The sequence below is a fragment of the Gaoshiqia sp. US2 genome (genome assembly GCF_059705485.1).
On the sequence record NZ_AP048550.1, the window covers coordinates 5,926,927 to 5,953,888 of the forward strand.

The following is a 26,962-nucleotide window of genomic DNA, read 5'->3' on the forward strand; positions in this document are numbered from 1 at the left end:
AAAATCCGGTTTGTTCAGGCAAGCCGGATTTTTATTTTTTTAAACAGACCGGTAAAAACCGTGATATTTTTTAGCTTTTCCGGTTTTCAAAATCCCTACTTTTGGGTTAACCATCAACGAAGAAAGTTATGTGGATGCTTTTTGAAAACCAGTCGAACCTATACCGAAAATACGTCAACATCAAAAACCGCGACACTTATCCATTCTAATCGCCAGTACATTTTACACCCCGATTTTTTCATCCTAAAACCGATTAGAAATGGACTTACCTTTTGCCGAAGATTACAAAATTAAAATGATAGAACCGATCCGCCGGAGTACCCGGGAGGAGCGCGAAGAATGGATAAAAGAAGCCGGTTATAACCTGTTTAACCTGCGAAGCGAACAAGTTTACATCGACTTACTCACCGACAGCGGAACCGGAGCCATGAGCGACCGCCAGTGGGCAGCCCTGATGACCGGTGACGAAAGCTACGCCGGTTCATCATCCTACTATCACCTGAAAGATCAGGTCAGGGAACTTTTCGGATTTGATTACTTTTTACCGGTTCACCAGGGCCGGGCTGCCGAGAATGTTCTGTTTTCTGTTCTGGTAAAAGAAAATGACCTGGTTCCCGGAAATTCGCATTTCGATACCACCAAAGGGCATATTGAGTTCAGAAAGGCGCAGGCCATTGACTGCACCATTGCCGAAGCCTTCGATACCACCAGCCTGCATCCGTTTAAGGGGAATGTCGATTTAAACAAGTTGCAGCTTGTACTTGAAAGTTACCCCCGCGAACAAGTCCCCTTCATCCTGATGACCCTCACCTGCAACAGCTCGGGCGGCCAACCCGTATCGATGGAAAACCTGCGGCAGGTAAAACAACTGGCCGACCAATACCGAATCCCGCTGGTCTTTGATTCGGCGCGTTTTGCCGAGAATGCCTGGTTTATTCAACAACGCGAAGCGGGGTACCGGCAAAAGTCCGTCAAAGAAATTGTGCGCGAAATGTACAGCCTGGCCGACGGAATGACCATGAGCAGCAAAAAAGACGGCTTGGTAAATATTGGCGGGATCCTGGCCATGCACCGCAAAGACTGGTTTGAGCAGGCCACGGTTTTCACCATCATGTACGAAGGCTTTGTGACCTATGGAGGCATGGCCGGCCGCGACATGAATGCCCTGGCCGTTGGACTGGACGAAGTTACCGAAAGCGCCTACCTCGAAAGCCGGATCGGGCAGGTGCAATACCTGTGGAACAAACTGGTTGACGCCGGAATACCGGTGCAGCAACCTGCCGGCGGACATGCCGTGTTTGTTGATGCCCGGCGCTTTTTACCCCATGTGCCCAAAGAAGAATTTGTGGCCCAGGTGTTGGCCGTCGAATTATACCTGGAAGCCGGCGTCAGAGGGGTTGAGGTGGGAACTCTGCTGGCCGACCGGAACCCCAAAACACACGAAAACCGTTACCCGCCTGTTGAGTTCCTGCGGCTGGCCATTCCGCGGCGCAGCTACACCAGTAACCACCTGAACGTGGTGGCAGCCGCGTTAAGGAACATTTACGCCCGACGAAACAAAATTAAACATGGTTTCCGTATCGATTGCGAGGCGCCGGTTATGCGGCACTTCACCATACGCCTGAAACCGATCGGAACATAAACACCAAACCCGGGGAAAGGTCAAAAGCTGCGCTCATTAACCAATTCACCCGAGGCATCGTACTTTTTCCAGGTTCCCGATTTCTCGCCGTTTTTGTAGTACATCTCGTAAATCAGGCGGCCTTCATCGTCCCAGACCGTCCATTTGCCCTCTTTTTTGCCGTTTTTATAATTGGCGACAGCCACTTTCACGGCCTTTTCGTTGTAAGTGATCCAGGTTCCGTCCATCAGGTTCTTCTTGTACGAACGGATTTCGCTTAAGCGCCCGTTCTCAAAATAAACACGGACTTCCCCGTTTTTCAAACCTTTTTTCAGGTTGAGTTTGATTTTCGTGTTCCCGTTGTCAAAATACGTGACATAAGTTCCCGTGTAAGGCTTTGAACCGGCATAATAAACTCCTTCAACCTCAGTGACCTGCTGTGCACGGGCAGCTACGGTAAAAACCAGGAACAAGCCGAAAATCAATATCCATTTTTTCATGAAGACCTCCTCTTCTGTTACGCGTGTTGTTATTGTGTGATCTGGTAAACCAAAAAAAACCGCCTCTGCTCTCAGAAGCGGTTGCCAATCTTAAGTATATGAAATAAAACCCGGGACCTCAATTTGAAGACTTCAAACTAAGATTGACCTGGTTTGTGTCGAGACTTAGCTCAAGTTCTTCAACTGATGTTTTCTCGTATGAAATAAATGATGCTGTCAGATGATACGTTCCCGGCTTTACATCTTCGAAACTGTACTTGCCGTCAAAATCGGTGTAAACCACCTGGTCGGTTCCTTCGAGGCTAACTTTTACGCCAACTAAGGCTTCGCGGGTCATTTGGTCGGTTACTTCTCCGCTGAAGGAAACCAGTTCAGCTTTTTCAGAAGAAGTTTCGTTTTTGTTTTCCTTGTTTCCGGCGCCTGCAAAAGCAACAACGCCCATAAAAAGAATGCTTAATAACGTGTGTTTCATCTTTCTGTTGATTTTATAACAAAGAAAGATGGTTCGGGTTACGCCTGAGTTACAGAACCATTAAAATTTGATTAAAGTAATCCGGTCAAAACCTCCAGTTAGCCGTTATGGCCGTTCCCAGCGACTGGAGCCTGACCCGGGCATACCCGATATCATTCAGCGGGATTTTCAGATAAGGTTGAAAACTAATGCTCAGTTTCGAATTTAACCGCCGCTCATAGTTTGCCTGCAAATTGATTACGCTCAGCCAATGCTGGTTTTCGTTAATCAAACGAAGGTCATCCAATTCCGCTCCGTTCCGGTAAGCATAGTTGAACCGGTAATCTTCCCTCAGCATCAGATAGGATGATATTCCCGTACCCAGGCTGATGGTGGTTTTTTGCCTGTCAATCACCGTATAATTGAGGTTGAGGGGAATGTCAAGCACACGGCAATCGGCATCAACGGATTGGGGGTCATGCCCCGACGAACCATCACCCGGATTATAAGAGCTGCTAAAGGCGGTTTCGTACAGTTTTTTAGCGTAAAGCGCGCCGGTGCTGACACTCCATCTTTCTGTCAGTCCAAAGGTTAGCAAAAGGCCAAAATCGCTGCCCATTTGTCCGTCATTCAGGTTGTCGACCCCATTATAAGCCGGAGCCACCAGAAGGCTCAGGGCCAGCAAACGATGCTTCTGCCCGGTCTTTTCGGGCTGAACCGGCACTTCGGGTGACGGAACTTCCCGGATCTCGTCGGACCTTTTACCGGGCAGCGCAGGTTGCCGGTCAACTTGTTCGTCCGAAACAATTGGCTGTTCATCTGAATGAACGGGATCTGAGGGAGAACGAGGTTGACTTTCAGGGACGGTGGTTTTTACAGGCAACCCGGCTCCTGTTTCCGTACCGCTTGTCGGCCGGTCAATTTCCCGACTTACTTTTTCCGCCGGCTTTTCGGCAAGAGCCTGTTCAGCAGAAGGTTGAGGAGCAATCCGGTTTAACCCGACGGATACGGAATGATCGGCACGGCTGTCGCTTTCCGCTTTGTCCTGATCTTTGGACGAGAGCAGCGGTTGAGATTCTTCTTCCGGTATTTCCCGGTCGTTAGGCTCAATTTCGGTGTGTTGGACGGGTGGGGCTTGCTTTTCAGGCCAGATCCACCACACCGAAAAGGCCAGCAACAGAATTGCCGCGACTCCGCCAAGCGGTTTTAGCCAGAAAACCGCTTGTTTCTTTCCGGCATGCCGGTCCAGCCGTTGTTCCAGCTTGGCCCAATCGCTTTCCCGAAAAGCAACCGGGTCCGCTTCCCGGGTTAGCCCTTCCCTGAACAATTCGTCGATCTGTTTACTCTCGTTTTTCATGCTTACCCCATTTTGCGCGAAATATCCTCCCGATAGCGCCTGATTCGCCTGGTCTGACTTTATTTTTTGATATTATTAGCATAATCATAGAATACGGACGGGTTAACATCTGTTGCAGTTTCTGACGGGCCTTATGCAGGTTCGACCGCGATGTTCCGGCGCTGATGCCAACCATTTGGGCGATTTCGTCGTGCGAATAACCGTCAACGGCATACAGGTTAAAAACAATACGGTATGCCGGCGGAAGACGTTGAATGATAGCAAGTAAATCGTCGTATTCAAGTTTATGCTCAATGGTGGTCTGATTTAAAGCATCGTCGGTTTTTTCCAACCGGCCCATCTGCGACCATTTTAAGTTTGCCCGGTAGTAATCAATGGATGCATGATAGATAATTTTGCCCAGCCATGCCTTAAACGGCCACTGATCATCGTATTTTTCGATGTTTGTGAAAGCCTTAAAAAAACCTTCATTCAAAATCTCGGAAGCTTCGTCCCTGTTTTCGGCAAAACGTAAACAAATTTTCATAGCAAACCCATATAACCTTTGATAGAGCAATTTCTGACTCTGCCGGTCATGTTTCCTACATCCATCGATCAGTTTCTTTAACTCTTTTTCTGCCATTTAAGGAACTACAATCTGATATTATCGATTATACTGGTTTTTGCTGTGATTATGCTCAGGTTCTCCAAAAATTTAAAACAATAGTTGTTTCAATTAGTTCTGCATTCGGTCCAATATCCTGAAGGTCCGGGTAATGCTAAACCCCCATCGAAAACCTCCCTTCCCCCACGAACTGCTGGTAGCCGGAATAAACTGGTTTTCCAGGATGGCGGTAGAATTCATAAAACTGAGGTTGAACACGTGCCCTCCGGTTTCAATTTCAAGGCCGGCGCCCAGGGGATTATAAAAGCGAAAATCCTTTTCTATGCGGAAATAGTCTTTACTCGACTGGCTGCGGAAACTGAGAAAATAGTCGATCACTACAGCCATCCGGGGGCTGACTTTCATCCGCCCTCCAATTCCCAGGGCAAACAGGTTGTTCATATCCATATAGCTGACATAATTCCTCCTGAGATAGGTTGGCGACAAAGCCAGCGACAGGTTGTCGCTGAATTTCCGGGCAATGATCATTTGCGCCAGGTAGCTCATCCGGTCGTCGAACTTCTGAAAGTTGGCATCTGATGTGCTCAGGTCGTGCTTTTCGGTGGCCGAAACGACGCTGTTGCCAAAGAGGGTGACCGAAAAGGGCATCCGGTCGTTGCCCGTTTGCCGCAGTAAGCGGTATTTAGTATGGATGTAAAAGAGTTGGTTTTGGTCGGTGCTCGTGCCGTTGGACGCCCCTTTCGCCCGGCCAAACCCGGCGCTCAGCCTGTCAGATATGCCGTAATCAAAGCCAATCAGGATGTCGGTGGAATTATCGAGGCCAAAAAAACTTTTAGTCCCCCCAAAATCCCCGGCAATATCGCCGAAACGATGCATGACAACAAACAGCAAGTCGTGTTTATGGATCGTTTCGTTGGATTGTCCGTTAATTATCCGCGGCGACTTAAACGTTGCGATGACCGGCAGGTCCCTTTCCCTGGCCAGGGAATCGCCGAACAACCGGCCCAGGTCGTCCTGCGCGGTCGCCGGTATCGTACTGATACCGATAATTAAAGATAAAATAAAAGTGCATCTCATGTGTTTATTGTTTTTGTTCCTGTGAGGGTGTAAGGCAATTTTCACCTGCTTTGATTTGAAGCAGGGTGATAACTGGCCGAAACCGTCACTTCCACCACTTCGGCAATGTTTTTGATTACCAGGCGGGGTATTTTTATTTGATGGTCGGCCAGCCTGACCGGGAAAGTGGCATTTGCAGTGACTTTTCCACCTGTTATCTTCAGTTGACCTTTCACCGTGTAGTTTCTGGTCACGTTATGAATGGTGAGATCGCCCTGTACGGTGATCGGGAAAGCGCCATCAGTTGAAAGGTCAACATCTTCATTTAAAAAACCTCTGAATTCGGCATACGGATATTTGCTGCTTTCCATATAATTCTCATTAAAGTGCTCCTGCATTAACCTCTTTTCAAATTCAAATGAACGGATCGCCACCCTGAAATAAACCGATTTTGAGCCAAAGTCCAGTCCAGATACGCCGTCGTTGCTTAGCGCTGTAATATCCTCTATCGGAGCGCTGGAGAAAAAGCGTAGAGTCACATCGTGCGAAGTCACGATTTGCGCCGAGGTGATCCCAATTGTCGCTGCAGACAAGATAGCGGTTACCCATGCTTTCATCGATTACTCTTTCAAATTTCAGTTTAGGGGTGCACAGTTTTTTATCCAGACGTCCAACGAATCCCGGATGGCTTTCGGAAGGGGAGCATTTCCCTGTGGCATGTCTGCGCCATCCTGGATCACCCGGGCAAAAAAAGTATTTCCGCCGGTATAGACCTTTACGCCATTGTAATTGGTGAAATCGCCCGGACCTGCAGAATTACCGGTATGGTGGCACGAAATACAATATTTGTCGAGAATGACTTTTACGTAGTTGTTATAAGTGACATTCATGTCCGGAAATTGGGGGGTACAACCTGCCGGCCCCGGGTCGTCGGGCATTTCAGTTGCCTCGTTCTTACAGCCAAACATAAAGGCGGCCCCGGCAATCAAAAATAAAATCATTCTTTTCTTCATGTGGTTATTGTTTAGAGGAATTCCCCGGCCTCGGGGTCAAACCAGCCGGGGCCGCCAGTAATTCCGTGGTTAATATCCTCCGGGATTGGGCGACGGGTTCGGGCTGCTGCTCTTGTTTAAGCGCGCGATAACCTCTCCCCCGGGATAATCCTGGGTATGAATCTGTGCATAAATTTTGCCGACAGTCAAATCGCTGGCCTGTTGGGCATTTAAAGTAACCTTTCCCGACACCGTCCCTCCTGTTCCCGTCGGAAATCCTTCAATTCCGGCCATCACTGGCCCATTGTTGTGGAAGTGCATGTTAACCGCATCTGACCCTAAACCAGTCCAGGTGAATGAATAAGACAGTTCAAGGGTGTTAGGGTCAAAAGTTGCTGTAGCAGTACCCGTGGCTGATGTCACCACTTCATCCGACGACTTGACAAAGGTGCCTGAGTAATTAACCTTTGCGGGCAGTTTCTCATCATCGTCATCATCTTTACACGACGAGAACCCGACAAAGGCCAAAAGAACCATGAAAACCGCCACTTGCAGTTTACGGTTCAGAAAATGGATTTTTGTTTTCATAACTTTTAAATTTAACACGTTAATAAAAGATTAACAGACCTTTTTCTCTGTTTTATTTCTCCGGTTGGTGGCCATTCTTATTAAGAGATACGGAACGAAAATCAGGAATGCTGCCTGCGAAGAATATTTTTTTGAGAACATACCGATCTGATTGAAATCGTATTCATTCAGGAAGTATTCCATCAGTCATTCAAAAAATAGGGAATTCTCCTTACCTCAGGGGCGCAAACAGCAACGAACTTTGTATCAGTAATTTATTAATCATTTAAAATGAGAGGATCATGAAAAAAACAAGTGTATTTTTATTGGCAGTATTTTTCTTTTCTGCATTTGTAAGTTTAACAACAGGATGGACGCTTCATCCGGGCTCAGGTAAAAAGCTTTACATCGATGTGCATCATTTAGGGAAAGGGAATGTTACCTTGAACTTGCTAAAAACGCTGACTCATTAAAGGTAGAATCACTTTCACTTTTAGACAAAATAGTGGTTCTGGTTGTAAGACAAAGTGTTTCTAAAGAGAACATTTTAAAATTTGATGGTACAGCTTTACTCATTCATACGATTAATAACGGAATGATTGATAAAAGCAGTATGGGGAGTTTTACAATTGGAGACATAACAGTTGATAACAATTTTGCCAAAGGACAAATAATCGCTTACGGAACAGAATCACCTTTTTCTTTAAACTTTTATAAAGAAGACGGACAATGGAAATATGACTTGACATCTTCATTTCCAATTGCGATTCTGGTCCTTCAGAAATTGGTAAAAGAATTAGGTAAAAAAGATTCATTGATACAATATTTAGTGCAGAAACAGAAAATACACCAGGTCAAAATGTTTGGAGACCGATTAAATAAAGTAAAAAACGTAATTCATTAATTTCAATTACATTGAGCCTGTTGTGCATACTTATAATTACCTTGATAAATATTAAAATGACAAATCAATATTTATCATCGGACGGAAAAACACAAGCGCTATTCGGGATAGTCGAAACACTTAGTTACTCGTATAAATATTGGTTTGTTGGATTAAGTTTAGGTTCAATTATCACTTCGATACTTGGCAAAAGAAAAAATGAAGGTAAACGGATTTTTTGGATTTCCATGAGCTTGGATCCAATTTCATTGATAATAATATTTACTCCAGTCTGGAAACTGATATTCTGATAAGTGACATTAAAAAATTAATGGCCCTGTAATAAATTAGGACCCTGAGCGCTGCGCAGCGCCCGGTCTGCCGGTTCGATGATTGAACTACACCGCTCTGAAAAGCCCAATTTGCAATACTTTTTCATAATTTTGTGCCGGGAATTAAAAATATCTGAATGAAAAGCCTGGTCGTCTTATTTCTTGCCTTTTCCACTTTTAACGTTGTATTCTCCCAAAACAAGGTGAATTTCGAAGTTACAGATAATTTGCAGAACCCGCTGCCGGGTGCAAATATCGTTGTCAGGGGAACCGCAACGGGCACCGTGACCAATGAAGAAGGAAAAGCTCAATTTGCCAATCTTCCCGACGGAAAAACGGTGATTGAAATTTCTTTTATCGGTTTTGAGAAAAAGCGCCTGATCCTTAATTTCCCTGCTGACCATAACAAAACGATTAAGGTTGAATTAGAGGAAGGGGAAGAACTGGAGGAAATCGTGATTGCAACGACCCGTTCGTCGCGAACGATTGAAGACGTCCCCACCCGGATTGAAGCCATAACCGGAGAAGAACTGGGCGAAAAAGCCGCCATGAATTCGAGCAACATCGGGATGCTTTTGCGGGAAACAACCGGGGTGCAAATGCAGCAAACTTCTTTAAGCTCAGGAAATATCAGCATTAAAATACAGGGCCTTGACGGGCGTTACACTCAAATATTAAAAGATGGATTTCCACTCTACGGCGGTTTTGCCGGCGGATTGTCCATTATGCAAATTCCCCCGCTTGATTTAAGACAGGTCGAGCTGATTAAGGGGAGCAGTTCGACTTTATATGGAGGCGGGGCAATTGCCGGCCTGGTAAACCTACTGTCGATTGTCCCCAAAGAAGAGCCCGAACTAAGCGCCATGCTTAGCCAAACCAGTGCGTTGGGCTCAACAGCGAATGTGTTCTACGCTCAAAAGTATGCGAAAACAGGAATGACCATCTATGGTTCGGCTTATAAGCAGCTTGCCTATGACCCGGATGATGATGGTTTTTCTAATATTCCGGACGTGAAATCTTTCAGTATAACCCCAAAATTCTATTATGATATCAGCAAAAATTCAGAGTTGAATTTTGGGCTGAGCGCCACCTTTGATGACCGCACCGGGGGCGACATGGAGGTAATTAAGAACCGTGCGGATAACGATCATGTTTTTACCGAGAAAAATACGTCCGAAAGGTATTCAACCCAGCTGATGTTTCGAAACACTAAAGACGAACGCACGATAAGCCTAAAAAACAGCCTCAGCTACTTTAACCGTGACCTGACAATTCCCGCTTATCAATTTAAAGGAAACCAGCTTTCGGGTTTTTCCGAATTGCTTTATGCCATTCATAAAAAAGACAAACCAGACTGGCAGTTTGGCGCAAACCACTACTACGAACGGTTTCGCGAAGAAGGTATCCTGACGGATTGGGACCGCAGTTACACTTACAACACATTCGGGGCCTTTATTCAGAACACCACCGGTTTAAATTCAGCCTTAACGCTTGAAAGCGGGTTCAGAACCGATTATGACCTGGATTACGGAGCCTTTTTCCTTCCCCGGGCTGCTTTGCTTTTTAAGGCAGGTAAAAAGCTTACAACGCGTATCGGAGGGGGCATGGGGTATAAACTACCTTCTGTTTTTACCGAAGATGCTGAACGTTTGTATTACCGGAACATTTTACCCCTGATAACCGGCGGGTTAAACCCGGAAACATCCGTCGGCGGAAATTTTGATCTGAACTACAAAACCGTGTTCTTCGACAAACTGACTTTCTCAATTAATCAGCTGTTTTATGTAACTCAATTAAAAAATGCCCTGGTGCTGCGGGAAGGCGACCCCGGCAATGCGTATTATTATGAAAATGCTGGTGGAGATATTTTAAGTTCAGGATTCGAAACAAACATAAAATTAACCTGTGGCAATTTTAAATGGTATCTCAACTATGCTTTGGTTAGTACCGAACTTAAGTATGACAATATTAATATACAAAAGCCGCTTATTCCAAAACACAATGCCGGAACCGCTTTAATGTACGAGAAAGACGAAAAATGGTCGATAGGGTATGAACTGTACTATATCGGTTGGCAATTCGACGAACTGTACCGTAAAAAAACCGACTACTGGGTGACGGGTTTCATGGTGATGAGGCATTTCGAAAGAATATCGGTTTTCATCAATTTCGAGAATTTTACCAACACCATTCAATCCAGGTACGAGCCGTTGGTCCTGCCTCCGTACAACCATCCGGAATTCCCCGAAATCTGGGCTCCTTCCGACGGGTTTGTTTTTACCGGAGGTGTAAAGTTTCAACTGTTTTAGCCCCCGGAATAAGCGTAAATTGGCAATTTATGCCAGTGGGTGAAACTTTTTTATATTAGCCACTTTATCCAACTAAAAAGTTCCGGCCCAACATGACCGGAACTTTACAAATTTACGGGAATTGAAGCCTCTTACAACTTCAATGTTTTAGTATTCTTTCAAATTAGGTTAGAATGATGTAAAGCCGGTCCAGGCAAATACAGACGTGTTGGCGCCGGTGTTTGCCCCGCCAATCGTGATATTTGCGGTACCTTTGCTTTCGGTTGTAAATGTTAATGTGTTGGTAACATTTATTGTTGAATTTGGATTACCGGCGCCAGCGTTGTCGGTCAAATCAATCAGGTCGGTTACAGTGCCGCTTCCTTTTATCAGGCAGTTGGTGATAGTGGCTTTCGCGCCGCGACGAATTTTTAACCCATCCTGCATTTCATAGCCCGAATTGTTTACAATTGTGATGTTCGTCATGGTAAAATCAGATTGTCCCACATGGTCGGCTCCAAGGCCGTCAAAGTTACCATCGGCTTCCACGCCGCGCGGGTCAGATTCGGTACTGGCATAACCAGCTAACCAAATGCCATAAGCATTGTCCAACGTACCCTTCCAGCCCTGGGTCACGTCAAACATATCATCGTCTGAATTAACCACCAACAGGTTTTTCACGTTTACGGTTCCGCCGAAAAATTCGATCCCGTCGTCTCCGCTATAGGGAATATAGACATTTTCGATAACCGTACCATTTCCAACGGCATTCAGCGTCAGCCCGTTATGTTCAACATTTGCACTTGAGCGGGCCCCGGTGTAAGCAATAATCACATATTTTAAAATACCTGAATTGTCGGCAGCGTCAGTGCCTCCGTATTTGTAGGCGTTATCAACTTCGGTGGTGCCTTCGGTCCCGGCAGTAGCCCCCGAAATTGGCGCATATCCGTTAATGATCAATCCGCCCCAGTCGGTTGAAGCAGGCACCGATGCAGCAGAGGTAAACATAATCGGCTTTTCAGCAGTTCCTTCGGCCATAATTTTAGCGCCGCGTTCAATTAAAATGTATTGGTCAAACCCTTTTTTGGCTTTGATGACCGTACCGGCAGGAATGGTTAAAGTAGCGCCTGACTTTACATGCACAGAACCTTCCAGCGAATACTCAACAGAAGCATCAAGTGTTTTGTTAGCGGTGATATCACCCTTAAGAACATGATCAACTACTTCGATCGGATCATCATCTTTATCATTACAAGCGGTAAAAAACAAGGTTGCCAAAGCAACGGCATAAAGTAATTTTTTCATTTTTTTCTGAATTAAAATGTTACGTGTTATTAATGGTTAAATTTTTCATGTGCATTTTTACAGTTCATAGGAAATCCCGAAGCTGATGAAAATGCCTTTTTTATAAGAACTCAGAACAACAGGCCCGCCATCTGTGCCGTTTGCCTGTCGGGTAAGACGAAAATCAGGATCCAGCAGGTTTTTACCTTTCAGCTTAAGCTCCCAGTGTTTGTTCAATTTTGCCGTCGAAACAAAATCAAGCGTGACGACTCCGTCTTCATAAATATCCTGATAGCCGTTGGCTCCGATGGTATAAATCCGGTCGCTGTAATAATTTAAAACCGCTGAGTTGATCAACGAAAAACCATTTTTCTTGACCTGATAAGTTAAATCGGTATTGACAATCACAGGAGCCGCCCCTTCCAGTTCAGAAGTTCTGTTGGTGAAACTTAAATCGCTCCGTAAGGTGACATCAGTCAGGATATAAGAACCATTGAAGCCGGCCGACAATTTTGTTTCGTTGTTGTCATTTCCCCGGTTGGTTTTAAAAATATTTTTCCTGATTTCCAGTTCAGCCCCGTTAATCGTCGCGTTGTCAGCAATATTCTCGTAGGTAAGAAAACCCCCGGCGCTCGCTATTTCAACCCGCGAAATCGGGTCGCTGATAAACTTGGAGAAGCCGGTCAGTGAAATCAGCTCATCGGACGACAAATAATAGTCGTATTTCAAATCCAGGTTATAATTGACAGACGCTTTCAGGTTGAGATTGCCCTGAGATTTAAAACTAACGTCGATATACCGGAAAGGAGAAATTTCTTTATCCTGAGGCAAGGTGTAAGTACGGCTGGCCCCCAAGCGGAATAAGCTTTTTTCAGTCAGGTCGTATTTCAAATTAAGGCTCGGAAGAAGGTACAACTCGTCAATGGATACCGTTCCGACACTCCCCCCGCGATTGACATTATAATCCACGTCCAGGTTCACCTGGTCCACGGCCATTCCGGCAACCCCGGTCAATTTTTCATGAAAACGGTAAACGAGTTCGCCAAATACGCTGTTAATAAATTTCTCAACCTGATATTCATCCCGGTTTCTGTCTAAAAGAAATTTACCATCAGCATAATCGGAAACGCTTGTTCCAAGGTTCTCGTGGTTGAAGTAGTCATCAAGAGTCACCTGACCAACAGGAAAACGTTGGGGAGTCGTAAAACTATGATCATATTCAATGGCTTCAAAATTCCGTTTCACATAACTGCCCGAATAGCCGGCCGTAAAAGAATACCCGCCCGAAAAGTCATGTCCAAGGGCTAACCTTGCATGCAAACCATTTTCCGAGAGTTCGGAAAAATAACGCTGGTGCCTGCCGGTGCTTCCCGTTGGCCTCAGTTGCCCGTCGCCCAGATCCGACAGGTAATTCATCCGCCGGTCCGGCTCGGCGCCCTGCACAAAGTTATAAGACAAGCCCGCATCCAGTTTCCAGCTTTCAGACAGCTCCCATTTCGACAATAACTGGTTCACAATAACCCAGTTGTCGTTGATTTGCTGCCTCCTTAGCAAGCCGGTTTCATCCGGAGAATCCTGAAAGGCGTCATTTTGCTTTCCGAAATATTCTCCAACATATTGTTTATTGGTATGAACATACAAGCCGTTAAAAGAAAGGCTGTTGTTTTTAAAATGATAATCGGCGTTTACCAATCCCAAGTAGGACGAAACCTGGTTATATTTATTATAGTCCAAATCCTGAACTATTGTCCCGGTGGTACCGGTATTTCGGGCAAGTCCTTTCTGGTAGTTGAAATCGGTGGAATATGATCCGGTAACAACAAAGCTGAAAGGATTTTTATTTGCCCCGACAGAAAACCGCTTGCCGCCGGAAACTACAAATCCCCGGTTTAATAATGGCGAACTTTGTTCGGACGGGTCGAGTGAATTATGAAAACGATATTGAGACAAGTCGGTCGGTCCCGGAGTTTTGCCGGCAAAACCAAAAGAGTTTACACCATCTGCTTTCAGAAACTTTTTGCCGATGGTTTGGTCATTCAGCCCCACCGAAAGCTCAACCGTGAATTCTGATTCGCCTGTGAGTTCTTTTGATGCGATGTTAATTTCCGCTCCGCCTACATCACCGGGAGCGCCGGCTCCAAAAACTTTATTTACCCCCACCGAGCGGATCATTTCAGAAGAAAACATATCGAGCGAAATGTTCTTGTACTCGGGGTCTTCCGAAGGAACCGGAAACCCATTCAAGGTGGTAATGTTGTAACGGTCGCCTAATCCCCTGACAAATACATTCTTAACGCCTTCCTGTTTCGAAATACCCGAAATTTTGGTAACCGCCCCTTCCGCATCGCTAACCCCCTTGCGGGAAATTTCCTGCGCGCCAATACCCTGGGTGGCCAAAATTGAGTTCTTCTGTTCAAGAAGCAGGATACTCTCTGATTCGCGGTTTACCTTGGCAACCACCTTCACATCGCCAAGTTCAACGGTCGATTCTCCGAGCTCAATGTTTAACGTAAGGGTATTTCCCTCGGTAACTTTTACATTTTCAACATATTCTGTCTCGTAAGAGATAAACGAACAACGGACTTTGTAAGTCCCCTGACTGACATTGTTCAAAATAAACATGCCGTCAAAATCAGTAATTGTCCCGGTTGTGGTTCCTTCGAGCAGAATTGTTGCTCCAACTAATGGCTCTTTTGTTTTTTTATCTTTAACCAAGCCTTTCAGCGTACCTTTTTGCGCCGTTGCTGCGAACGAAACGGCGACAAAAAAATAGAAGCATAGTAACTTTTTAATTCCCATAAATCTGTTTTGTTTTCCATCGCGATTGATGACAATACGAAGTACGGGCAATCGGATTACACCCTGATTAAACTTCATTTACGCTTGTGTTACATTGTGGTAACAAAACGATTATTCCGGAAATTCGGAAAACGGGCATATCTAATTGATATAAAAAAAGTTCCCGGACCTGATCGGGGTCCGGGAACCTTATTTCTGTGCTGTTAAAAAATGATTGCGCCGGGCTATTCCTTGGCGAGCGAGAAGAGAAATTCGAGGCCGCCTCCTGCCCGGTTCCTGACCGAGATTTCGCCCTTGTGCAGGTGAACGGCATTTTTTACAATAGACAATCCCAGCCCGGTTCCGCCGCTATCGCGGGTTCGGCCTTGGTCGATGCGGTAAAAGCGTTCGAAAATCCGGGGCAAATGCTCTTCGGGGATACCTTTCCCGGTATCGGAATAACTAAAATAGTAGAACTTCTCATCTTCGAGGTACTGACGGATATAGACAGAGACGTTCTCGCCGGCATAGTTGATGGTGTTCTCCATAAAGTTTTGGAAAATCGACGACAACAGGCTGTCGTTTCCGTAAACACTCACCTTCTCGTCGATGGAAAGCTGAACAAGAATATTCTTCCCGTTTAAGCGCGATTCGAGGTTTTCAATCACATCTTTCACCAGCGGACGCAGTTTGTGTCTTTTAAACTCGAATAGGTCGCCGGCATCTTCAATGTTGTTCAACAGCGAGATATCGTTGAGCAGGTCATTCAGCCGTTCGCTTTGCAAAAATGCCCGTTCAATAAAATAATTCAGTTTTTCGACAGGCAGGTTTTTGTTGTTCAGCATGGTTTCGAGGTAACCTTTGATCGACGAAAGCGGTGTTTTCAGCTCGTGCGCGATGTTCGAAGTCAGTTGCTGTTTCAGCAGACGCCGTTTCTCTGGCCGGGTCACATCTTCAATCAGCACTTCAAAACTTTTATCGGCAAAAACAATCCCCTGCACCTTAAAATACATTTCATTTTTGTCGATCATGATTTGCACATGCGGCAGGTTCTTCTGGCTGATGATCACGTCCGTCTTCAGGTATTTATCAATCTTCGCGATCAGGGGTTTAAATTCTTCGATTTCAAACAAAGCATCGGCCGAAATGGTCGAATGCTCCGAAATCAGGTTAATGTATTGAATAAAATGGCTGTTGGCCAGGATCTTTTCTTTTTTGGCCGAGAAAAAGGCAATTCCTTCATTCAGGGCATACAGGTGGTTCAGCAAACGTTCTTTCTCTGCTGTCAAGTCGTCTTTGGCGTGCTTAAGCCGATCGTAAATATGGACGATCTGGCGGCGGATATCGCCAAACTCCGAATCGGGGAAACTGAGGTTGGGATCGATATCTTCTTCTTTTCCAGCCCTGACTGCAAAATCGCGAAGTTTGGTAATGAATTCTCCCAGGCGGCGCGTGACCAGGTGCAGCATGAGCCACATGATCAGGAACAGGGCAATCATAAAAAAGATAAACAGCCGTTCGGTTTTCAGAAAATTCCTGATCTCAATATCGTAAACCACGGCGCAGCGAACGAAATAATCATCAAAATAGCGGGCATAATAGTAAAAGTCCTGCCCGGTAGAGGCCGAATGGCGAATGTTGCCGCCTTTGCCTGAATAAAGGGCTTTCTGAATTTCGGGACGGAAGAGGTGATTTTCCATTCCGGCAAGATCAGCCACAAAATTGTCGTAAACCACTTGTCCTTTTTTATCAATCACCGTTATCCGGGTATTCGCTTCCGGGATCAGGTAAAGGATCGAATCTACCTGCTGAAAACCGCCTGTTTCTTCGAGCTGATGGTAATCAATAAACCGGTGGGTGATTTCAACGATATTTTCCAGCGAGTTTTCCAACTGGACCGTGCGGTACCTTTTTTCACGGTTATACTGAAAGATCAGGATCAGGATGGTGAAGAAGGTAAAGGCGGTGAAAAAGTAAATAAAAATTCGCTGCTGGTAGGTTTTTCGCTTTAACACGGGATTGAATTTTAGCTGTTTACTACTTATTTTTCAAAACAATAACCGTAACCCGACCTGCCAATAACGGCGGTGCCATAATCGCCTATTTTCTTTCGCAGGCGGGCAATGTTTACATCCACGTTTCGCTCGGTCACAATCACATCGTTGCTCCATACGCGGTCGAGAATCTCCTGGCGGCTAATAAACCGTCCCTGGTTTTTCATTAATAAAACGAGAATTTCATATTCTTTCCGGGTCAGGTTTACCGGTTCATCATCAATGGTCACCAGCTTCCGCGTATGATCGATTTTAAGCCCGTTACTTTGGATAATCGCCGAGGACCGTGAAACCGGCATTCCGCGTTTAAGCACGGCGCGGATCCGCACGGTCACTTCTTTGATGGAAAAAGGCTTGACGATGTAATCATCGCCCCCGACATTGAAGCCGGTAAGCAGGTCGTTCTCCGAATCTTTGGCCGTCAGAAAGATAATCGGGACATCCAGTTCCCGTTCTTTTCTGATCATATCGGCCATTTTGTAACCCGACATTCCCCCCATCATCACATCCAGCAAAATGAGGTGATAACTTTCCAGCGGTTTGGTGAGCGCCTCTTCGGCCGAGCTGGCTACATCGATCTCAAAACCCTCGCTTGCCAGGTTGAACTGCAGGATTTCGCGCAGGTCCTGCTCATCGTCAACAACTAATATCCGGGGTATAAAGTCCATTTTACTCTTCGAGTTTATGGTGTCTGATATCTTTTCCGTCGATTGAATAAATTGCCGCCTCCGCGATGTTCGTGGCATAATCGCCAATTCGCTCCAGGTTCGACATCATTTCTTTGATCGTGATAATGCTGGTCAGCAAATGCTTGTTCTTTTCAGCCGAATCGGCTTTATTAACCAGTTTCTTCAGCATTTTATTGTTGATCTCGTCCATAATCGTGTCGTTCTTAATAGTCCAGATCGCCAGTTCCCGGTCGTCGTTGGTAAACGACAACACCGCTTTGCGAACCATTTTGGCGCTGAGTACGGCTGTATTGGTCAGTACTTCATGGAAACTGTAATAAATTTCGGGCGTTTTAATTTTCTGAAGGAATTCGGTAATGTTGATCACCAAATCGCCAATCCGCTCCAGATTAAGCAGAATGCGGTAGCAGGCAAAAATGCGTCTCAAATCGGAAGCAACCGGCTTGTGTAGAACAATGACGTTCACAATTTTATCGCTAAGCTTTACCTCCATTTTGTCAATCTCTTTTTCATTTTTCTTGATGAAGGATAAGGCCTCATCCGGGATCTTCAGCTCGCGTGAAGTAACAAAGTGCTCCATGTAATCCACCTGTTCGAACACCGTGTTGGTCAGTTTTTCGAATTCAACCAGGATTTCCTGTATCGCGTCGTCTTTTTTTATGCTCATAATCTGTTCATTTTAATTTAAAACCATCAGCTACCTGTTAGCCAAACTTACCGGTAAGATATTGTTCGGTTCTGGGGTCTTTGGGGTTGGTAAACATGTTTTTTGTTTTACCGTATTCAACTAACTCTCCAAGATACATAAATAATGAGTAATCTGAAATTCTGGCAGCCTGCGACATATTGTGGGTTACCAGGATGATGGTGTAATGTTCTTTCAGGGTGACCAGTAAGTCCTCAATCTTTGAAGTGGCAATGGGATCGAGGGCCGATGTGGGTTCGTCCATCAGGATGATTTCGGGCCCGAAAGCCAGCGCCCGCGCAATGCAAAGCCGTTGCTGCTGCCCGCCCGAGAGAAAGGTTCCCTTTTTGTGAAGCGAATCTTTTACCTCGTTCCACAGGGCCACATTGGTTAACGAACGTTCCACCACCTGGTCTTTCTCGCTCTTTTTCAGCCTGATCCCGTTCAGCTTGTACCCGGCAATCACATTGTCGTAGATGCTCATGGTCGGAAAGGGGTTGGGCCGTTGAAAAACCATGCCCATTTGCCGCCTCAGCTTGATGGCTGGCATATCGTAAATGTTTTGGTCGTGCATCAACACCTGCCCGGTGGTGCTAATGTTTTCGTACAATTCGTGCATACGGTTCAGGGCACGGAGCAGGGTGCTTTTACCGCAACCCGACGGGCCCATAATGGCCGTAACGGTATTCTTGCGGATATCCACCGTTACGTTTTTCACCGCCATGTTTTTATCGTAGGCCACCGAAAGGTTTCTTACGGATAACGCCGGATTCTTAATTTCAGCTATGGTACTTATCGTGTTCATGTTTATTTTCTTTTGGCCGCAAATTGTTTGGCAATGATGTTCAGCGCCAGAACGATGCCCATCAGCAACAGGGAGGAACTCCAGATCAGGTCGATCATATTCGGATCGTTGTAAAACTCCCAGATTAACAAGGGGATGGCGCTGGTTGGCTTGCTGATATCCAGGTTTATCGTTGTACTACCCAGGGCGGTGAGCATCAGGGGGGCGGTTTCGCCCATGATCCTTGAAATGCCGAGCAAAATACCGGTGAGCAGTCCGCTCAAACCGGTTGGTATCAACACCCTCAGAATGACCTTATAATAAGGTGTTCCCAGCGCCAAAGCTGCTTCTTTCAGGGTATCCGGGATCATTTTCAGGGTTTCTTCGGTCGAACGCACAATCATGGGCAACATCATGATTGCCAGAGAAACACTGCCGGCCAGGGCCGAAAAGCCCATTGTAATGTACTTCACGACCCAGAGGTAAGAAATCAAACCCAGCACGATGGAAGGAACACCCTGAAGAATATCGGCGATATTCCGGGTCAGGTTGGCCATCAGTTTTCCCTGGTTCTCGTACAAATAAATTCCGGTTAAAACGCCTGCCGGAATGGCAATCACCGAGGCCAGTACAATCATGATCAGCGTTCCGGTAACCCCGTTGGCAATTCCGCCGGGGATTCTTTCGCCGTTGGCAACCGCCGTCATGGCCGCAAAGGTATCGGGCGTATTTTCAATCAGAAAATTCAGGCTGATTTGCCGGTAGCCTTTCACGATCAGTTTTGAAATGATCAGGATAATCGGCGAAATCGTGACGATTGAAAAGAAAATGACCATCGCCAAAACGAGCTTGTCTTTCCGGATCCGGTATGATGAATGGTCTGTATTCATTCCTGTTAAGTCATTTTTTTAATGATTAGTTTACCCACCGCATTCACGATGCCGGTAATCAGAAAGAGCAGCAAGCCGATGGCGATCAGCGAACTGAGTTTCAATCCGTCGGCCTCGCCAAACTGGTTGGCAATTACGCTGGCCATGGTATTGCCGGTGGCAAACAGACTATCCGGCACCTTATTGGTATTCCCGATCAGCATGGTTACCGCCATCGTTTCGCCCAGAGCCCGTCCGAAAGCCAGAATATAACCGGCAATAATGCCTGATCGGGCGTTTGGAATGGTCACGGTTTGAATCACCTCCAGCCGGGTGGCCCCGAGCGAGTATGCCGCTTCTTTCAGGTCGTTTGGCACCATCGCGATGATCTCGTTGCTGAGCGATGTGGCATAGGGTATAATCATCACGGCCAAAATCAGGCTAGCCGTAAAAATCCCAAAACCCTGACCGCCGAAGCCCATGCTGACAAGGAGCGGACGGAGCACATAGAAACCCCACAGCCCGTAAACAATCGACGGGATGCCGGCCAGCAGGTCAACCAGCAGGCTCAACAAGCGGGCCACCCGCGTCCCTCTGAAATATTCGCCCAAAAACAAGGAGGTGGAGAACGAAAGCGGTAAACAAATCAACAGGGCAGCCAGTGAGGTAATCAGGGTTCCTGCAATAAAAGGTAAGGCGCCGTACGACTCTCTGCCGCTTGTTGGGTCCCAGTCGCCCGAAACAATAAACTTCAGGCCAAATGTTTTAAAGGCCGGAATTGAACCTCCCGCAAGCGAATACACCATGCCGCCTGCCAACAGCACAATCAATACGGAAACGGACAGTAAAACGGCTTTGGTGATCTTATCGCTGTTCATGGATTGGGTGTAAGTGTTTTGAAATTTTATTCACCGGGCAGCGTTGACTTACCCGGTGAAATATTCAATGCAATCAGTTTATTGTTGTAAAAGCGGTTTTCCGTTGTAGGTAATGGTCCGCAGAATTGCTTTGGCTTTTGTCACCGTGGCATCGGGCAGAGGCGCGTAATGGACTTTCTCGGCGTCGGCCTGCGCTTTTTCGCTCACCACCCAATCCAGTAATTTCACCGTTTCGCGGGCCTGGGCTTCAGTCCGCTTGCCATAAGCCTGTTCTTTGTAGAGGATAATCCAGGTAAACCCGCTGATCGGATACGACTCCGGATCGGCTGAATTGGTGAGCATCACGCGGGTATCTTCGGGGATTTCGCCCTTCGCAGCGGCGCTGATACTGGCAATGGTGGGCAAAACATAGGCTCCGCTGCTGTTCTCCACTTTTGCCGTCTGTATTTTTTGTGCGAAAGCAAATTCGGAACCGATATAACCGATAGCTCCCTGGGTTTGGCTGATGGTTCCGGCCACGCCCGGGTTTCCTTTGGCTCCCATACCAACCGGCCAGTTTAGCGACTTGCCGGCTCCTACCTGATCGGCCCACCGTTGAGATATTTTGCTCATGAAATCACTGAAAATCTGAGTAGTTCCGCTACCGTCGGAGCGAACAACCACCAGGATGTTGATGTCAGGCAAACTGACACCCGGGTTATTTGCCCTGATCTGCGGATCGTTCCATTTGGTAATTTCACCCATAAAGATTTTTTCCAGCAAGCTGTTCGATAATTTCAACCCGTCAATACCGGGCAGGTTGTAGGCCATCACGACAGCCCCCAGGCAGGTGGGAATATGAACAACTTCGCCGGGCATTTCGGCCAAATCATTGTCTTCGAGGTAACCGTCGGTGGCACCAAAATCAACCACCTTGTCTTTTAAACTGCGGATACCGCCTCCCGAACCAACTCCGCCGTAGGTAACCGGGATATTGGTTTCGGCAGTGTAATTCTTAAAAACCAGGTTGTAGTAGGGTAAGGGAAAAGTGGCGCCGGCAGCAGTAATACTTACCTTGGCGGAACCTTCGGCCTGTTGGGTTTTTTTGGATGAATTCTGGCAGGCGCTGAATATAGCGACAGCCAAAACAAAGGATAAGATAATTCTCATGGCTATTAATTTTTTTTGGTTAAAATTTAAATTCACAATTTAAAATGAAGGTAGAACTAAATTCCTGGCTACTGCTTGCCGGGTTCCATCCCTGAAAGTTAGGCGCAATCTTTACCCCTTTCACGGGTGCATATTCAACACCGGCGATAAACAGCTCGCCGTTTTTTGAAAGATTCCATTTTTCTGTTTCGCCGGTCAGGGTGTTCGAGTTCAGCTTATCGTAACGGCCAAACACCTTTACTTTTTTCGAAGCTTTCACCGTTGCATAAAAAGAAGTCCCGTACAAATCGTGGTCATCTTTAAAACTCTGATTAAACTGTTGGTTATATTCGGCACCAAGCGAAAAGCGCTCCTCCTGATACCCCAAAAAAGTTGTAACTGAAGAAAGCGTATGCTCTTTCGCGCTAAAATCGTAATAAACCCGGCCGGTAAGCTTTTTAACCGGGCTTATGGTAAGACCAAAACCGGCGCGCAAAACGCTGTCGGACTGGAGTTTTTTGTAGCCCTCGCCGTTAGCGACAATCACATCGGCGCTGATAAAATCGGAAAATTTATACGCTGCACTGATTCCCAGGTCGGCGCTCGAATTAAATTTATACTCGTCCTGAAACGATTTCGCCAGATACCGATACCCCCATGCATCTTCCTGCACTTTAAACTGGGTGGTCGGTATCAAACCGAAATTCACCGAAAATTTATCCAGTTTATAGGTAGCAAAAGCATTTTTCACATAAGCCGTCATTTGCAGGCCGCCGACTCCCGGGTCGCCAATATCGATGGTTGCTTTGGCCGAAAAATTCTTGCTGAACTGGTAGTCGTAACCCAGGTAGAGCCGGCTCAGCTCGAAAGCCGAAACCGATTCGCCGTCTGAAACGGTGGTGTGGTAATTACTGAAAATTGTCATAAATGGTTTTCCACCCGGTTTAAACTCTTCTGTTGTTTGAGAATGGCCCAATAATGTCATGCACAGCATGACCAATGTCAATACACTAATGCGTTTCATATACTTAAGATGTTAAATTACGTTTATTTCAAGTGACTGAAATTCCCCGCAAATGAATACTGAAATCGTTACAGCGCCATTAATAAATGATTACAATTCGGTTAATTTACTAATTATTCATTAAATCTGTGCCATACAGATCGGGTTTTTATACTCTGTTTCAAAATGTTACAAATATTTCAAAACGATTACATCCTGTTTTTTCAAATATTCTCTATCTTGTGGGGTCTATCAATTAAATAGTCTGTATAGTCTGTTTGGTAGAAAAATGTACAACAACATCTCAAAGCTAACAAATCATGATTAAGAAAAACTTAAGATTTTCGGGATTACTCGTGATCATCCTGCTTGTATTGACCGGGGTTTTAAAAGCCGAAGTGAAATTACCGGCCATTTTTGGTGACCACATGGTGTTGCAACAGCAAAGCGATGCCGCCATTTGGGGAAAAACAGGCCCGGGCAAGGCGGTCAGAGTGCAAACTTCATGGGATAAAAAAACCTATTCCACCCAGGCCGATTCGCAGGGAAACTGGAAAGTAAAGGTGAAGACTCCCGCAGCAGGAGGTCCGTTCAATATAAACATCTCCGACGGGCAATCACTGACACTGAAGGATGTTTTAATTGGCGAAGTTTGGATTTGTTCAGGACAATCGAACATGCAAATGCAGATGAAAGGTTACCGGAACCAGCCTGTTCTGGGAGCCAACGAAGCCATTGCCACCTCAGCCAATCCGTCCATCAGGTTATTTACCGTGGAACGGGTTAAAAACCTTGAACGGCAAACTGATTTTACCGGCGAATGGCAGACTTGCGAGCCGGAACATGTTGCCGAATTTAGCGCCACCGCTTATTTTTTCGGAAAGATGGTGCAGGAAGCGCTGGGTGTTCCTGTTGGACTCATCTGCTCGAGCTGGGGCGGCACCCGTATCGAACCCTGGATGAGTGAAAACGGGTTTGACAAATACGATTGGGTTAGCCTGCCCGATAAACAACAACAGGGCGACTTTTCGCAGCAAACGCCCACCGTGTTGTTTAATGCCATGATTGCCCCGATGGTTGGCTATGGCATTCGCGGCGGATTGTGGTACCAGGGAGAGTCGAACCGAAACGAGCCTGCACAATACGAAAAACTGATGGCCGGCTTGGTTGAAAACTGGCGCGCAGAATGGGGAATCGGCGAATTCCCGTTTTACTACGTGCAAATTGCCCCCTTCGACTACGGGAAAAACGGATTAAACTCGGCCTACCTGCGCGAAGCCCAACTGAAAGCCTCAACAGCCATTCCCAACATGGGTATGGCTTGTTTGATGGACTGCGGCGAAAAAGACAATATTCACCCGGCCGATAAAAAGGCCGCCGGGCAACGATTGGCCTACCTGGCGCTGGCTAACACCTACGGCAAAAATGGCATTGAATACTCCGGGCCGGAGCTGAAAGAGATGGCAATTGACGGCAGCCTCGTGAAGCTGACTTTCAACCACGCCCGCAATGGGTTGACCACATTCGGCAAAGAATTGGTCAATTTTGAAGTCGCCGGAGAAAACAAGCAATTTTATCCTGCCCGTGCCTTTATTACCGGCGAAGGAATCACCCTGATCTCGGAGCGGGTGCAGAAACCGGTTGCCGTCCGCTACGCGTTTAAAGATTTTGTAGTGGGCGAGTTGTATAATACCGAAGGACTTCCCGCCTCGTCGTTCCGAACAGATGATTGGGAGATGAAATAACGCCAGGATAATCTTAACCGGAAAACGAAAGCAGCAGAGGCGTAAAAATGATCAACGCTTTTGCTGCTTCTTTTTTTTAGAACCTAATATGAAAAAACCGCCTTTGCGTACAAAAGCGGTTTCGGTATATGGGGTAAGTTGCCGATCTGCAGGGCAGTACTGCAACTTACGGAAGCGCGCCAACATGAGTTGGCACGACTGTTTTTATTTCCAGCGTAGTCATGCTGAACTTGTTTCAGCATCTGTGTCTAATTTCTGCAGACCCTGATCCGGCAATTGCCGGACAGGGTGACTCCCGTTTCCGGGGTAGTTTACCGCACTTCCGATCCATTTTTCACCTTGTTCACCGGCGAGACAAACTTCAGCGATCCGTCGGCATCTTCAGCCATCAGAATCATGCCCTGCGACATAATTCCTCGTAACTCGCGCGGTTCTAGGTTTACCAAAATAGAAACCTGTTGCCCGATAATTTCTTCCGGCTTGTAATACTCGGCAATTCCCGACACCACGGTTCGTTGGTCCATGCCGGTATCAATTTTCAGTTTCAGCAGTTTTTTGGTTTTTGGCACGGCTTCGGCTTCCAAAATCGTTCCGGTGCGGATGTCCATTTTCATGAAATCGTCGAACGAACAGTTTTCTTTGGCCGGTTTGGCCGTTACCTGGGCGGCTTCATTGGCTTTTTTGGTAGCCTGTAGTTTTCGAACCTGCGCCTCAATGGCGTTGTCTTCAATCTTTTCGAACAGCAATTCCGGCTGGTTGATTCGGTGTCCGACAGCCAGCAGATCGGTGCGGCCCAGTTCGCTCCAGTCGAGCTTCCCGAGATTAAGAAAACCACGCAGCCTCTCCATACTGAAAGGCAAAAAAGGTTCGAGCATGATGGTCAGGTTAGCCGTAATCTGAAGAGCAACATTCATCACCGTTTTTACCCGGTCAGGATCAGTTTTCACGACCTTCCAGGGCTCTTCGTCGGCCAGGTATTTGTTGCCCAGGCGGGCCAGGTCCATCGCCAGTTTCAATGCCTCGCGGAAACGGTAACTGTCCAGGCTTTTTTCTACTTCTGCTTTCAGCTTCCCGATCTCTGCCAAGGTTTGTTTGTCAGTCCCGTTCAGTTCTCCCAAAACCGGAACTTCTCCTTCGTAATAATTCCGGGTCAGCACCAGGGCGCGGTTTACAAAGTTGCCCAGGATGGCTACCAGTTCATTGTTATTCCGAGTCTGGAAGTCCTTCCAGGTGAAATCGTTGTCTTTGGTCTCAGGGGCATTGGCTGTCAGGGTATATTTCAGCACATCTTCCTTGCCCGGAAACTCATCCAGGTACTCGTGCAGCCAGACCGCCCAGTTGCGCGAGGTTGATATTTTATCGCCTTCGAGGTTGAGGAACTCGTTGGCCGGGACGTTCTCAGGCAAAATATAGCTTCCCTCAGCCTTTAGCATGGCCGGGAAAATGATACAGTGAAAAACGATGTTGTCTTTGCCGATGAAGTGCACCATTTTACACTCGGGGTCTTTCCAGTATTTCTCCCAGTCGGGAGTCAGTTCTTTGGTGGCCGAAATGTAGCCGATAGGCGCATCGAACCAAACGTACAGCACTTTACCGTCGGCGCCGTCAACCGGAACCGGAACGCCCCAATCGAGGTCGCGGGTAACCGCTCGTGGCTGCAGGCCGCTGTCGATCCAGCTTTTGCATTGCCCGTACACATTGGTTTTCCATTCTTTGTGCCCTTCCAGTATCCATTCCCGCAACCAGGGTTCGTATTCGTCGAGCGGCAGATACCAGTGTTTGGTTTCTTTCAGCACGGGCGTGTTACCACTGATCATCGATTTCGGGCTGATCAGGTCGGTCGGGCTGAGCGAGGTGCCGCAACTTTCGCACTGATCGCCGTATGCTTTTTCAAACCCGCATTTTGGGCAGGTTCCCACAATGTAGCGATCGGCCAGGAATTGTTTGTTATCCTCGTCGTAATACTGTTCCGATGTTTGTTCAACAAACTTGCCGTCGTCGTATAATTTTTTGAAAAATTCCGAAGCCGTTTCGTGGTGCACCCTGGCGCTGGTACGCGAATACACGTCGAACGAGATACCAAAGCGGGCAAACGAATCTTTAATGATGGAATGGTACTTGTCAACCACATCCTGCGGTGTTACCCCTTCGTTTTTGGCTTTCAGGGTGATGGGAACGCCATGCTCATCCGATCCGCCGATGAACAGCACATCTTCATGCTTTAAACGAAGGTAACGGGCGTAAATATCGGCCGGTACGTATACTCCGGCCAAATGGCCAATGTGAACCGGCCCGTTGGCATACGGAAGCGCGGAAGTGATTAACGTACGTTTATACTGGCTCATTTTATACAGATTTTCAGTGATTTCAGTATTTGATTTTTTGTGGGCAACAAAGATAGTTGTTTTTTTATG

Annotated in this window: 24 protein-coding genes; 5 read left to right on the top strand and 19 right to left on the bottom strand. The window is 46.6% G+C overall.

Annotated elements, in window-relative coordinates; translation table 11 throughout:
* Nucleotides 1-259: 259 nt before the first annotated feature.
* Nucleotides 260-1,642 (top strand): tryptophanase TnaA, encoded by a 1,383-nt coding sequence (tnaA, locus tag AC6H3C_RS23725; RefSeq protein WP_497518139.1) that lies wholly within the window; start codon nucleotides 260-262, stop codon nucleotides 1,640-1,642.
* 20 nt (nucleotides 1,643-1,662) lie between these two features.
* Here tnaA and AC6H3C_RS23730 read toward each other — a convergent pair whose 3' ends face one another.
* The 8 genes from AC6H3C_RS23730 to AC6H3C_RS23765 form a co-directional block, all read right to left on the bottom strand.
* Nucleotides 1,663-2,121, bottom strand: coding sequence for a toxin-antitoxin system YwqK family antitoxin (locus tag AC6H3C_RS23730; RefSeq protein ID WP_497518140.1), 459 nt, complete (start codon nucleotides 2,119-2,121; stop codon nucleotides 1,663-1,665).
* 118 nt (nucleotides 2,122-2,239) lie between these two features.
* Nucleotides 2,240-2,593, bottom strand: coding sequence for a carboxypeptidase-like regulatory domain-containing protein (locus AC6H3C_RS23735; protein ID WP_497518141.1), 354 nt, complete (start codon nucleotides 2,591-2,593; stop codon nucleotides 2,240-2,242).
* 85 nt (nucleotides 2,594-2,678) lie between these two features.
* Entirely contained in the window at nucleotides 2,679-3,929 is a 1,251-nt protein-coding gene (locus AC6H3C_RS23740) for a hypothetical protein (protein ID WP_497518143.1), read from the bottom strand.
* The gene (locus AC6H3C_RS23745) at nucleotides 3,913-4,551 is read right to left on the bottom strand and encodes an RNA polymerase sigma factor (protein WP_497518144.1); all 639 of its coding nucleotides are present in this window, start codon (nucleotides 4,549-4,551) and stop codon (nucleotides 3,913-3,915) included. Before AC6H3C_RS23745 ends, AC6H3C_RS23740 begins: the two co-directional genes overlap by 17 nt.
* A 93-nt stretch (nucleotides 4,552-4,644) precedes the next feature.
* Nucleotides 4,645-5,610: a DUF5777 family beta-barrel protein gene (locus tag AC6H3C_RS23750; protein WP_497518145.1), complete on the bottom strand. Its 966-nt coding sequence runs from the start codon at nucleotides 5,608-5,610 to the stop codon at nucleotides 4,645-4,647.
* A gap of 41 nt (nucleotides 5,611-5,651) precedes the next feature.
* Nucleotides 5,652-6,206: a YceI family protein gene (locus AC6H3C_RS23755; protein WP_497518146.1), complete on the bottom strand. Its 555-nt coding sequence runs from the start codon at nucleotides 6,204-6,206 to the stop codon at nucleotides 5,652-5,654.
* An 18-nt stretch (nucleotides 6,207-6,224) separates the two neighbouring features.
* Nucleotides 6,225-6,602 (bottom strand): c-type cytochrome, encoded by a 378-nt coding sequence (locus AC6H3C_RS23760; protein ID WP_497518147.1) that lies wholly within the window; start codon nucleotides 6,600-6,602, stop codon nucleotides 6,225-6,227.
* A 69-nt stretch (nucleotides 6,603-6,671) separates the two neighbouring features.
* Entirely contained in the window at nucleotides 6,672-7,169 is a 498-nt protein-coding gene (locus AC6H3C_RS23765; RefSeq protein WP_497518148.1) for a CHRD domain-containing protein, read from the bottom strand.
* Nucleotides 7,170-7,450: 281 nt separating this feature from the next.
* On the opposite strand from AC6H3C_RS23765, the gene AC6H3C_RS23770 reads away from it, so the two are divergent.
* From AC6H3C_RS23770 to AC6H3C_RS23780, 3 genes are all read left to right on the top strand, one after another.
* The gene (locus AC6H3C_RS23770; RefSeq protein ID WP_497518150.1) at nucleotides 7,451-7,621 is read left to right on the top strand and encodes a hypothetical protein; all 171 of its coding nucleotides are present in this window, start codon (nucleotides 7,451-7,453) and stop codon (nucleotides 7,619-7,621) included.
* 32 nt (nucleotides 7,622-7,653) lie between these two features.
* Entirely contained in the window at nucleotides 7,654-8,052 is a 399-nt protein-coding gene (locus tag AC6H3C_RS23775) for a hypothetical protein (protein WP_497518152.1), read from the top strand.
* A 448-nt stretch (nucleotides 8,053-8,500) separates the two neighbouring features.
* Nucleotides 8,501-10,672, top strand: a complete 2,172-nt coding sequence (locus tag AC6H3C_RS23780; protein ID WP_497518153.1) for a TonB-dependent receptor — start codon at nucleotides 8,501-8,503, stop codon at nucleotides 10,670-10,672.
* 168 nt (nucleotides 10,673-10,840) lie between these two features.
* Here the strand turns inward: AC6H3C_RS23780 and AC6H3C_RS23785 are convergent, their stop codons facing one another.
* The 10 genes from AC6H3C_RS23785 to AC6H3C_RS23830 form a co-directional block, all read right to left on the bottom strand.
* Nucleotides 10,841-11,956 (bottom strand): beta-helix domain-containing protein, encoded by a 1,116-nt coding sequence (locus AC6H3C_RS23785; RefSeq protein WP_497518155.1) that lies wholly within the window; start codon nucleotides 11,954-11,956, stop codon nucleotides 10,841-10,843.
* 57 nt (nucleotides 11,957-12,013) lie between these two features.
* A complete protein-coding gene (locus AC6H3C_RS23790; RefSeq protein ID WP_497518156.1) occupies nucleotides 12,014-14,734 on the bottom strand; it encodes a TonB-dependent receptor in 2,721 nt (906 codons plus the stop codon).
* 224 nt (nucleotides 14,735-14,958) lie between these two features.
* The gene (gene phoR / locus AC6H3C_RS23795; RefSeq protein ID WP_497518158.1) at nucleotides 14,959-16,728 is read right to left on the bottom strand and encodes a two-component system sensor histidine kinase PhoR; all 1,770 of its coding nucleotides are present in this window, start codon (nucleotides 16,726-16,728) and stop codon (nucleotides 14,959-14,961) included.
* Nucleotides 16,729-16,754: 26 nt separating this feature from the next.
* Nucleotides 16,755-17,435, bottom strand: a complete 681-nt coding sequence (gene phoB / locus AC6H3C_RS23800; RefSeq protein WP_497518159.1) for a two-component system response regulator PhoB — start codon at nucleotides 17,433-17,435, stop codon at nucleotides 16,755-16,757.
* Between the two features lies 1 nt (nucleotide 17,436).
* Nucleotides 17,437-18,123, bottom strand: a complete 687-nt coding sequence (locus AC6H3C_RS23805; RefSeq protein ID WP_497518160.1) for a phosphate signaling complex PhoU family protein — start codon at nucleotides 18,121-18,123, stop codon at nucleotides 17,437-17,439.
* Between the two features lie 37 nt (nucleotides 18,124-18,160).
* Entirely contained in the window at nucleotides 18,161-18,946 is a 786-nt protein-coding gene (pstB, locus tag AC6H3C_RS23810; RefSeq protein ID WP_497518161.1) for a phosphate ABC transporter ATP-binding protein PstB, read from the bottom strand.
* A 2-nt stretch (nucleotides 18,947-18,948) separates the two neighbouring features.
* Nucleotides 18,949-19,815 (bottom strand): phosphate ABC transporter permease PstA, encoded by an 867-nt coding sequence (gene pstA, locus AC6H3C_RS23815; protein ID WP_497518162.1) that lies wholly within the window; start codon nucleotides 19,813-19,815, stop codon nucleotides 18,949-18,951.
* A 5-nt stretch (nucleotides 19,816-19,820) separates the two neighbouring features.
* Entirely contained in the window at nucleotides 19,821-20,672 is an 852-nt protein-coding gene (pstC, locus tag AC6H3C_RS23820) for a phosphate ABC transporter permease subunit PstC (protein WP_497518163.1), read from the bottom strand.
* A 78-nt stretch (nucleotides 20,673-20,750) separates the two neighbouring features.
* Nucleotides 20,751-21,821 carry a phosphate ABC transporter substrate-binding protein PstS gene (gene pstS / locus AC6H3C_RS23825; RefSeq protein ID WP_497518165.1) on the bottom strand — a complete coding sequence of 357 codons (1,071 nt, stop codon included), beginning with the start codon at nucleotides 21,819-21,821 and terminating at the stop codon, nucleotides 20,751-20,753.
* Nucleotides 21,822-21,840: 19 nt separating this feature from the next.
* The gene (locus AC6H3C_RS23830) at nucleotides 21,841-22,824 is read right to left on the bottom strand and encodes a porin (protein ID WP_497518166.1); all 984 of its coding nucleotides are present in this window, start codon (nucleotides 22,822-22,824) and stop codon (nucleotides 21,841-21,843) included.
* 299 nt (nucleotides 22,825-23,123) lie between these two features.
* On the opposite strand from AC6H3C_RS23830, the gene AC6H3C_RS23835 reads away from it, so the two are divergent.
* Complete coding sequence (locus tag AC6H3C_RS23835; protein ID WP_497518167.1) at nucleotides 23,124-24,548, top strand: sialate O-acetylesterase; 1,425 nt, start codon at nucleotides 23,124-23,126, stop codon at nucleotides 24,546-24,548.
* Nucleotides 24,549-24,859: 311 nt separating this feature from the next.
* Here the strand turns inward: AC6H3C_RS23835 and metG are convergent, their stop codons facing one another.
* A complete protein-coding gene (gene metG / locus AC6H3C_RS23840; RefSeq protein WP_497518169.1) occupies nucleotides 24,860-26,893 on the bottom strand; it encodes a methionine--tRNA ligase in 2,034 nt (677 codons plus the stop codon).
* Nucleotides 26,894-26,962: the final 69 nt, after the last annotated feature.

Excerpts from the sequence above, each read along its gene's own strand:
- tnaA (WP_497518139.1), top strand. The coding sequence starts at position 260 with ATGGACTTACCTTTTGCCGAAGATTACAAAATTAAAATGATAGAACCG.
- AC6H3C_RS23730 (WP_497518140.1), bottom strand. The coding sequence starts at position 2,121 with ATGAAAAAATGGATATTGATTTTCGGCTTGTTCCTGGTTTTTACCGTA.
- AC6H3C_RS23735 (WP_497518141.1), bottom strand. The coding sequence starts at position 2,593 with ATGAAACACACGTTATTAAGCATTCTTTTTATGGGCGTTGTTGCTTTT.
- AC6H3C_RS23740 (WP_497518143.1), bottom strand. The coding sequence starts at position 3,929 with ATGAAAAACGAGAGTAAACAGATCGACGAATTGTTCAGGGAAGGGCTA.
- AC6H3C_RS23745 (WP_497518144.1), bottom strand. The coding sequence starts at position 4,551 with ATGGCAGAAAAAGAGTTAAAGAAACTGATCGATGGATGTAGGAAACAT.
- AC6H3C_RS23750 (WP_497518145.1), bottom strand. The coding sequence starts at position 5,610 with ATGAGATGCACTTTTATTTTATCTTTAATTATCGGTATCAGTACGATA.
- AC6H3C_RS23755 (WP_497518146.1), bottom strand. The coding sequence starts at position 6,206 with ATGAAAGCATGGGTAACCGCTATCTTGTCTGCAGCGACAATTGGGATC.
- AC6H3C_RS23760 (WP_497518147.1), bottom strand. The coding sequence starts at position 6,602 with ATGAAGAAAAGAATGATTTTATTTTTGATTGCCGGGGCCGCCTTTATG.
- AC6H3C_RS23765 (WP_497518148.1), bottom strand. The coding sequence starts at position 7,169 with ATGAAAACAAAAATCCATTTTCTGAACCGTAAACTGCAAGTGGCGGTT.
- AC6H3C_RS23770 (WP_497518150.1), top strand. The coding sequence starts at position 7,451 with ATGAAAAAAACAAGTGTATTTTTATTGGCAGTATTTTTCTTTTCTGCA.
- AC6H3C_RS23780 (WP_497518153.1), top strand. The coding sequence starts at position 8,501 with ATGAAAAGCCTGGTCGTCTTATTTCTTGCCTTTTCCACTTTTAACGTT.
- AC6H3C_RS23785 (WP_497518155.1), bottom strand. The coding sequence starts at position 11,956 with ATGAAAAAATTACTTTATGCCGTTGCTTTGGCAACCTTGTTTTTTACC.
- AC6H3C_RS23790 (WP_497518156.1), bottom strand. The coding sequence starts at position 14,734 with ATGGGAATTAAAAAGTTACTATGCTTCTATTTTTTTGTCGCCGTTTCG.
- phoB (WP_497518159.1), bottom strand. The coding sequence starts at position 17,435 with ATGGACTTTATACCCCGGATATTAGTTGTTGACGATGAGCAGGACCTG.
- AC6H3C_RS23805 (WP_497518160.1), bottom strand. The coding sequence starts at position 18,123 with ATGAGCATAAAAAAAGACGACGCGATACAGGAAATCCTGGTTGAATTC.
- pstB (WP_497518161.1), bottom strand. The coding sequence starts at position 18,946 with ATGAACACGATAAGTACCATAGCTGAAATTAAGAATCCGGCGTTATCC.
- pstA (WP_497518162.1), bottom strand. The coding sequence starts at position 19,815 with ATGAATACAGACCATTCATCATACCGGATCCGGAAAGACAAGCTCGTT.
- pstC (WP_497518163.1), bottom strand. The coding sequence starts at position 20,672 with ATGAACAGCGATAAGATCACCAAAGCCGTTTTACTGTCCGTTTCCGTA.
- pstS (WP_497518165.1), bottom strand. The coding sequence starts at position 21,821 with ATGAGAATTATCTTATCCTTTGTTTTGGCTGTCGCTATATTCAGCGCC.
- AC6H3C_RS23830 (WP_497518166.1), bottom strand. The coding sequence starts at position 22,824 with ATGAAACGCATTAGTGTATTGACATTGGTCATGCTGTGCATGACATTA.
- AC6H3C_RS23835 (WP_497518167.1), top strand. The coding sequence starts at position 23,124 with ATGATTAAGAAAAACTTAAGATTTTCGGGATTACTCGTGATCATCCTG.
- metG (WP_497518169.1), bottom strand. The coding sequence starts at position 26,893 with ATGAGCCAGTATAAACGTACGTTAATCACTTCCGCGCTTCCGTATGCC.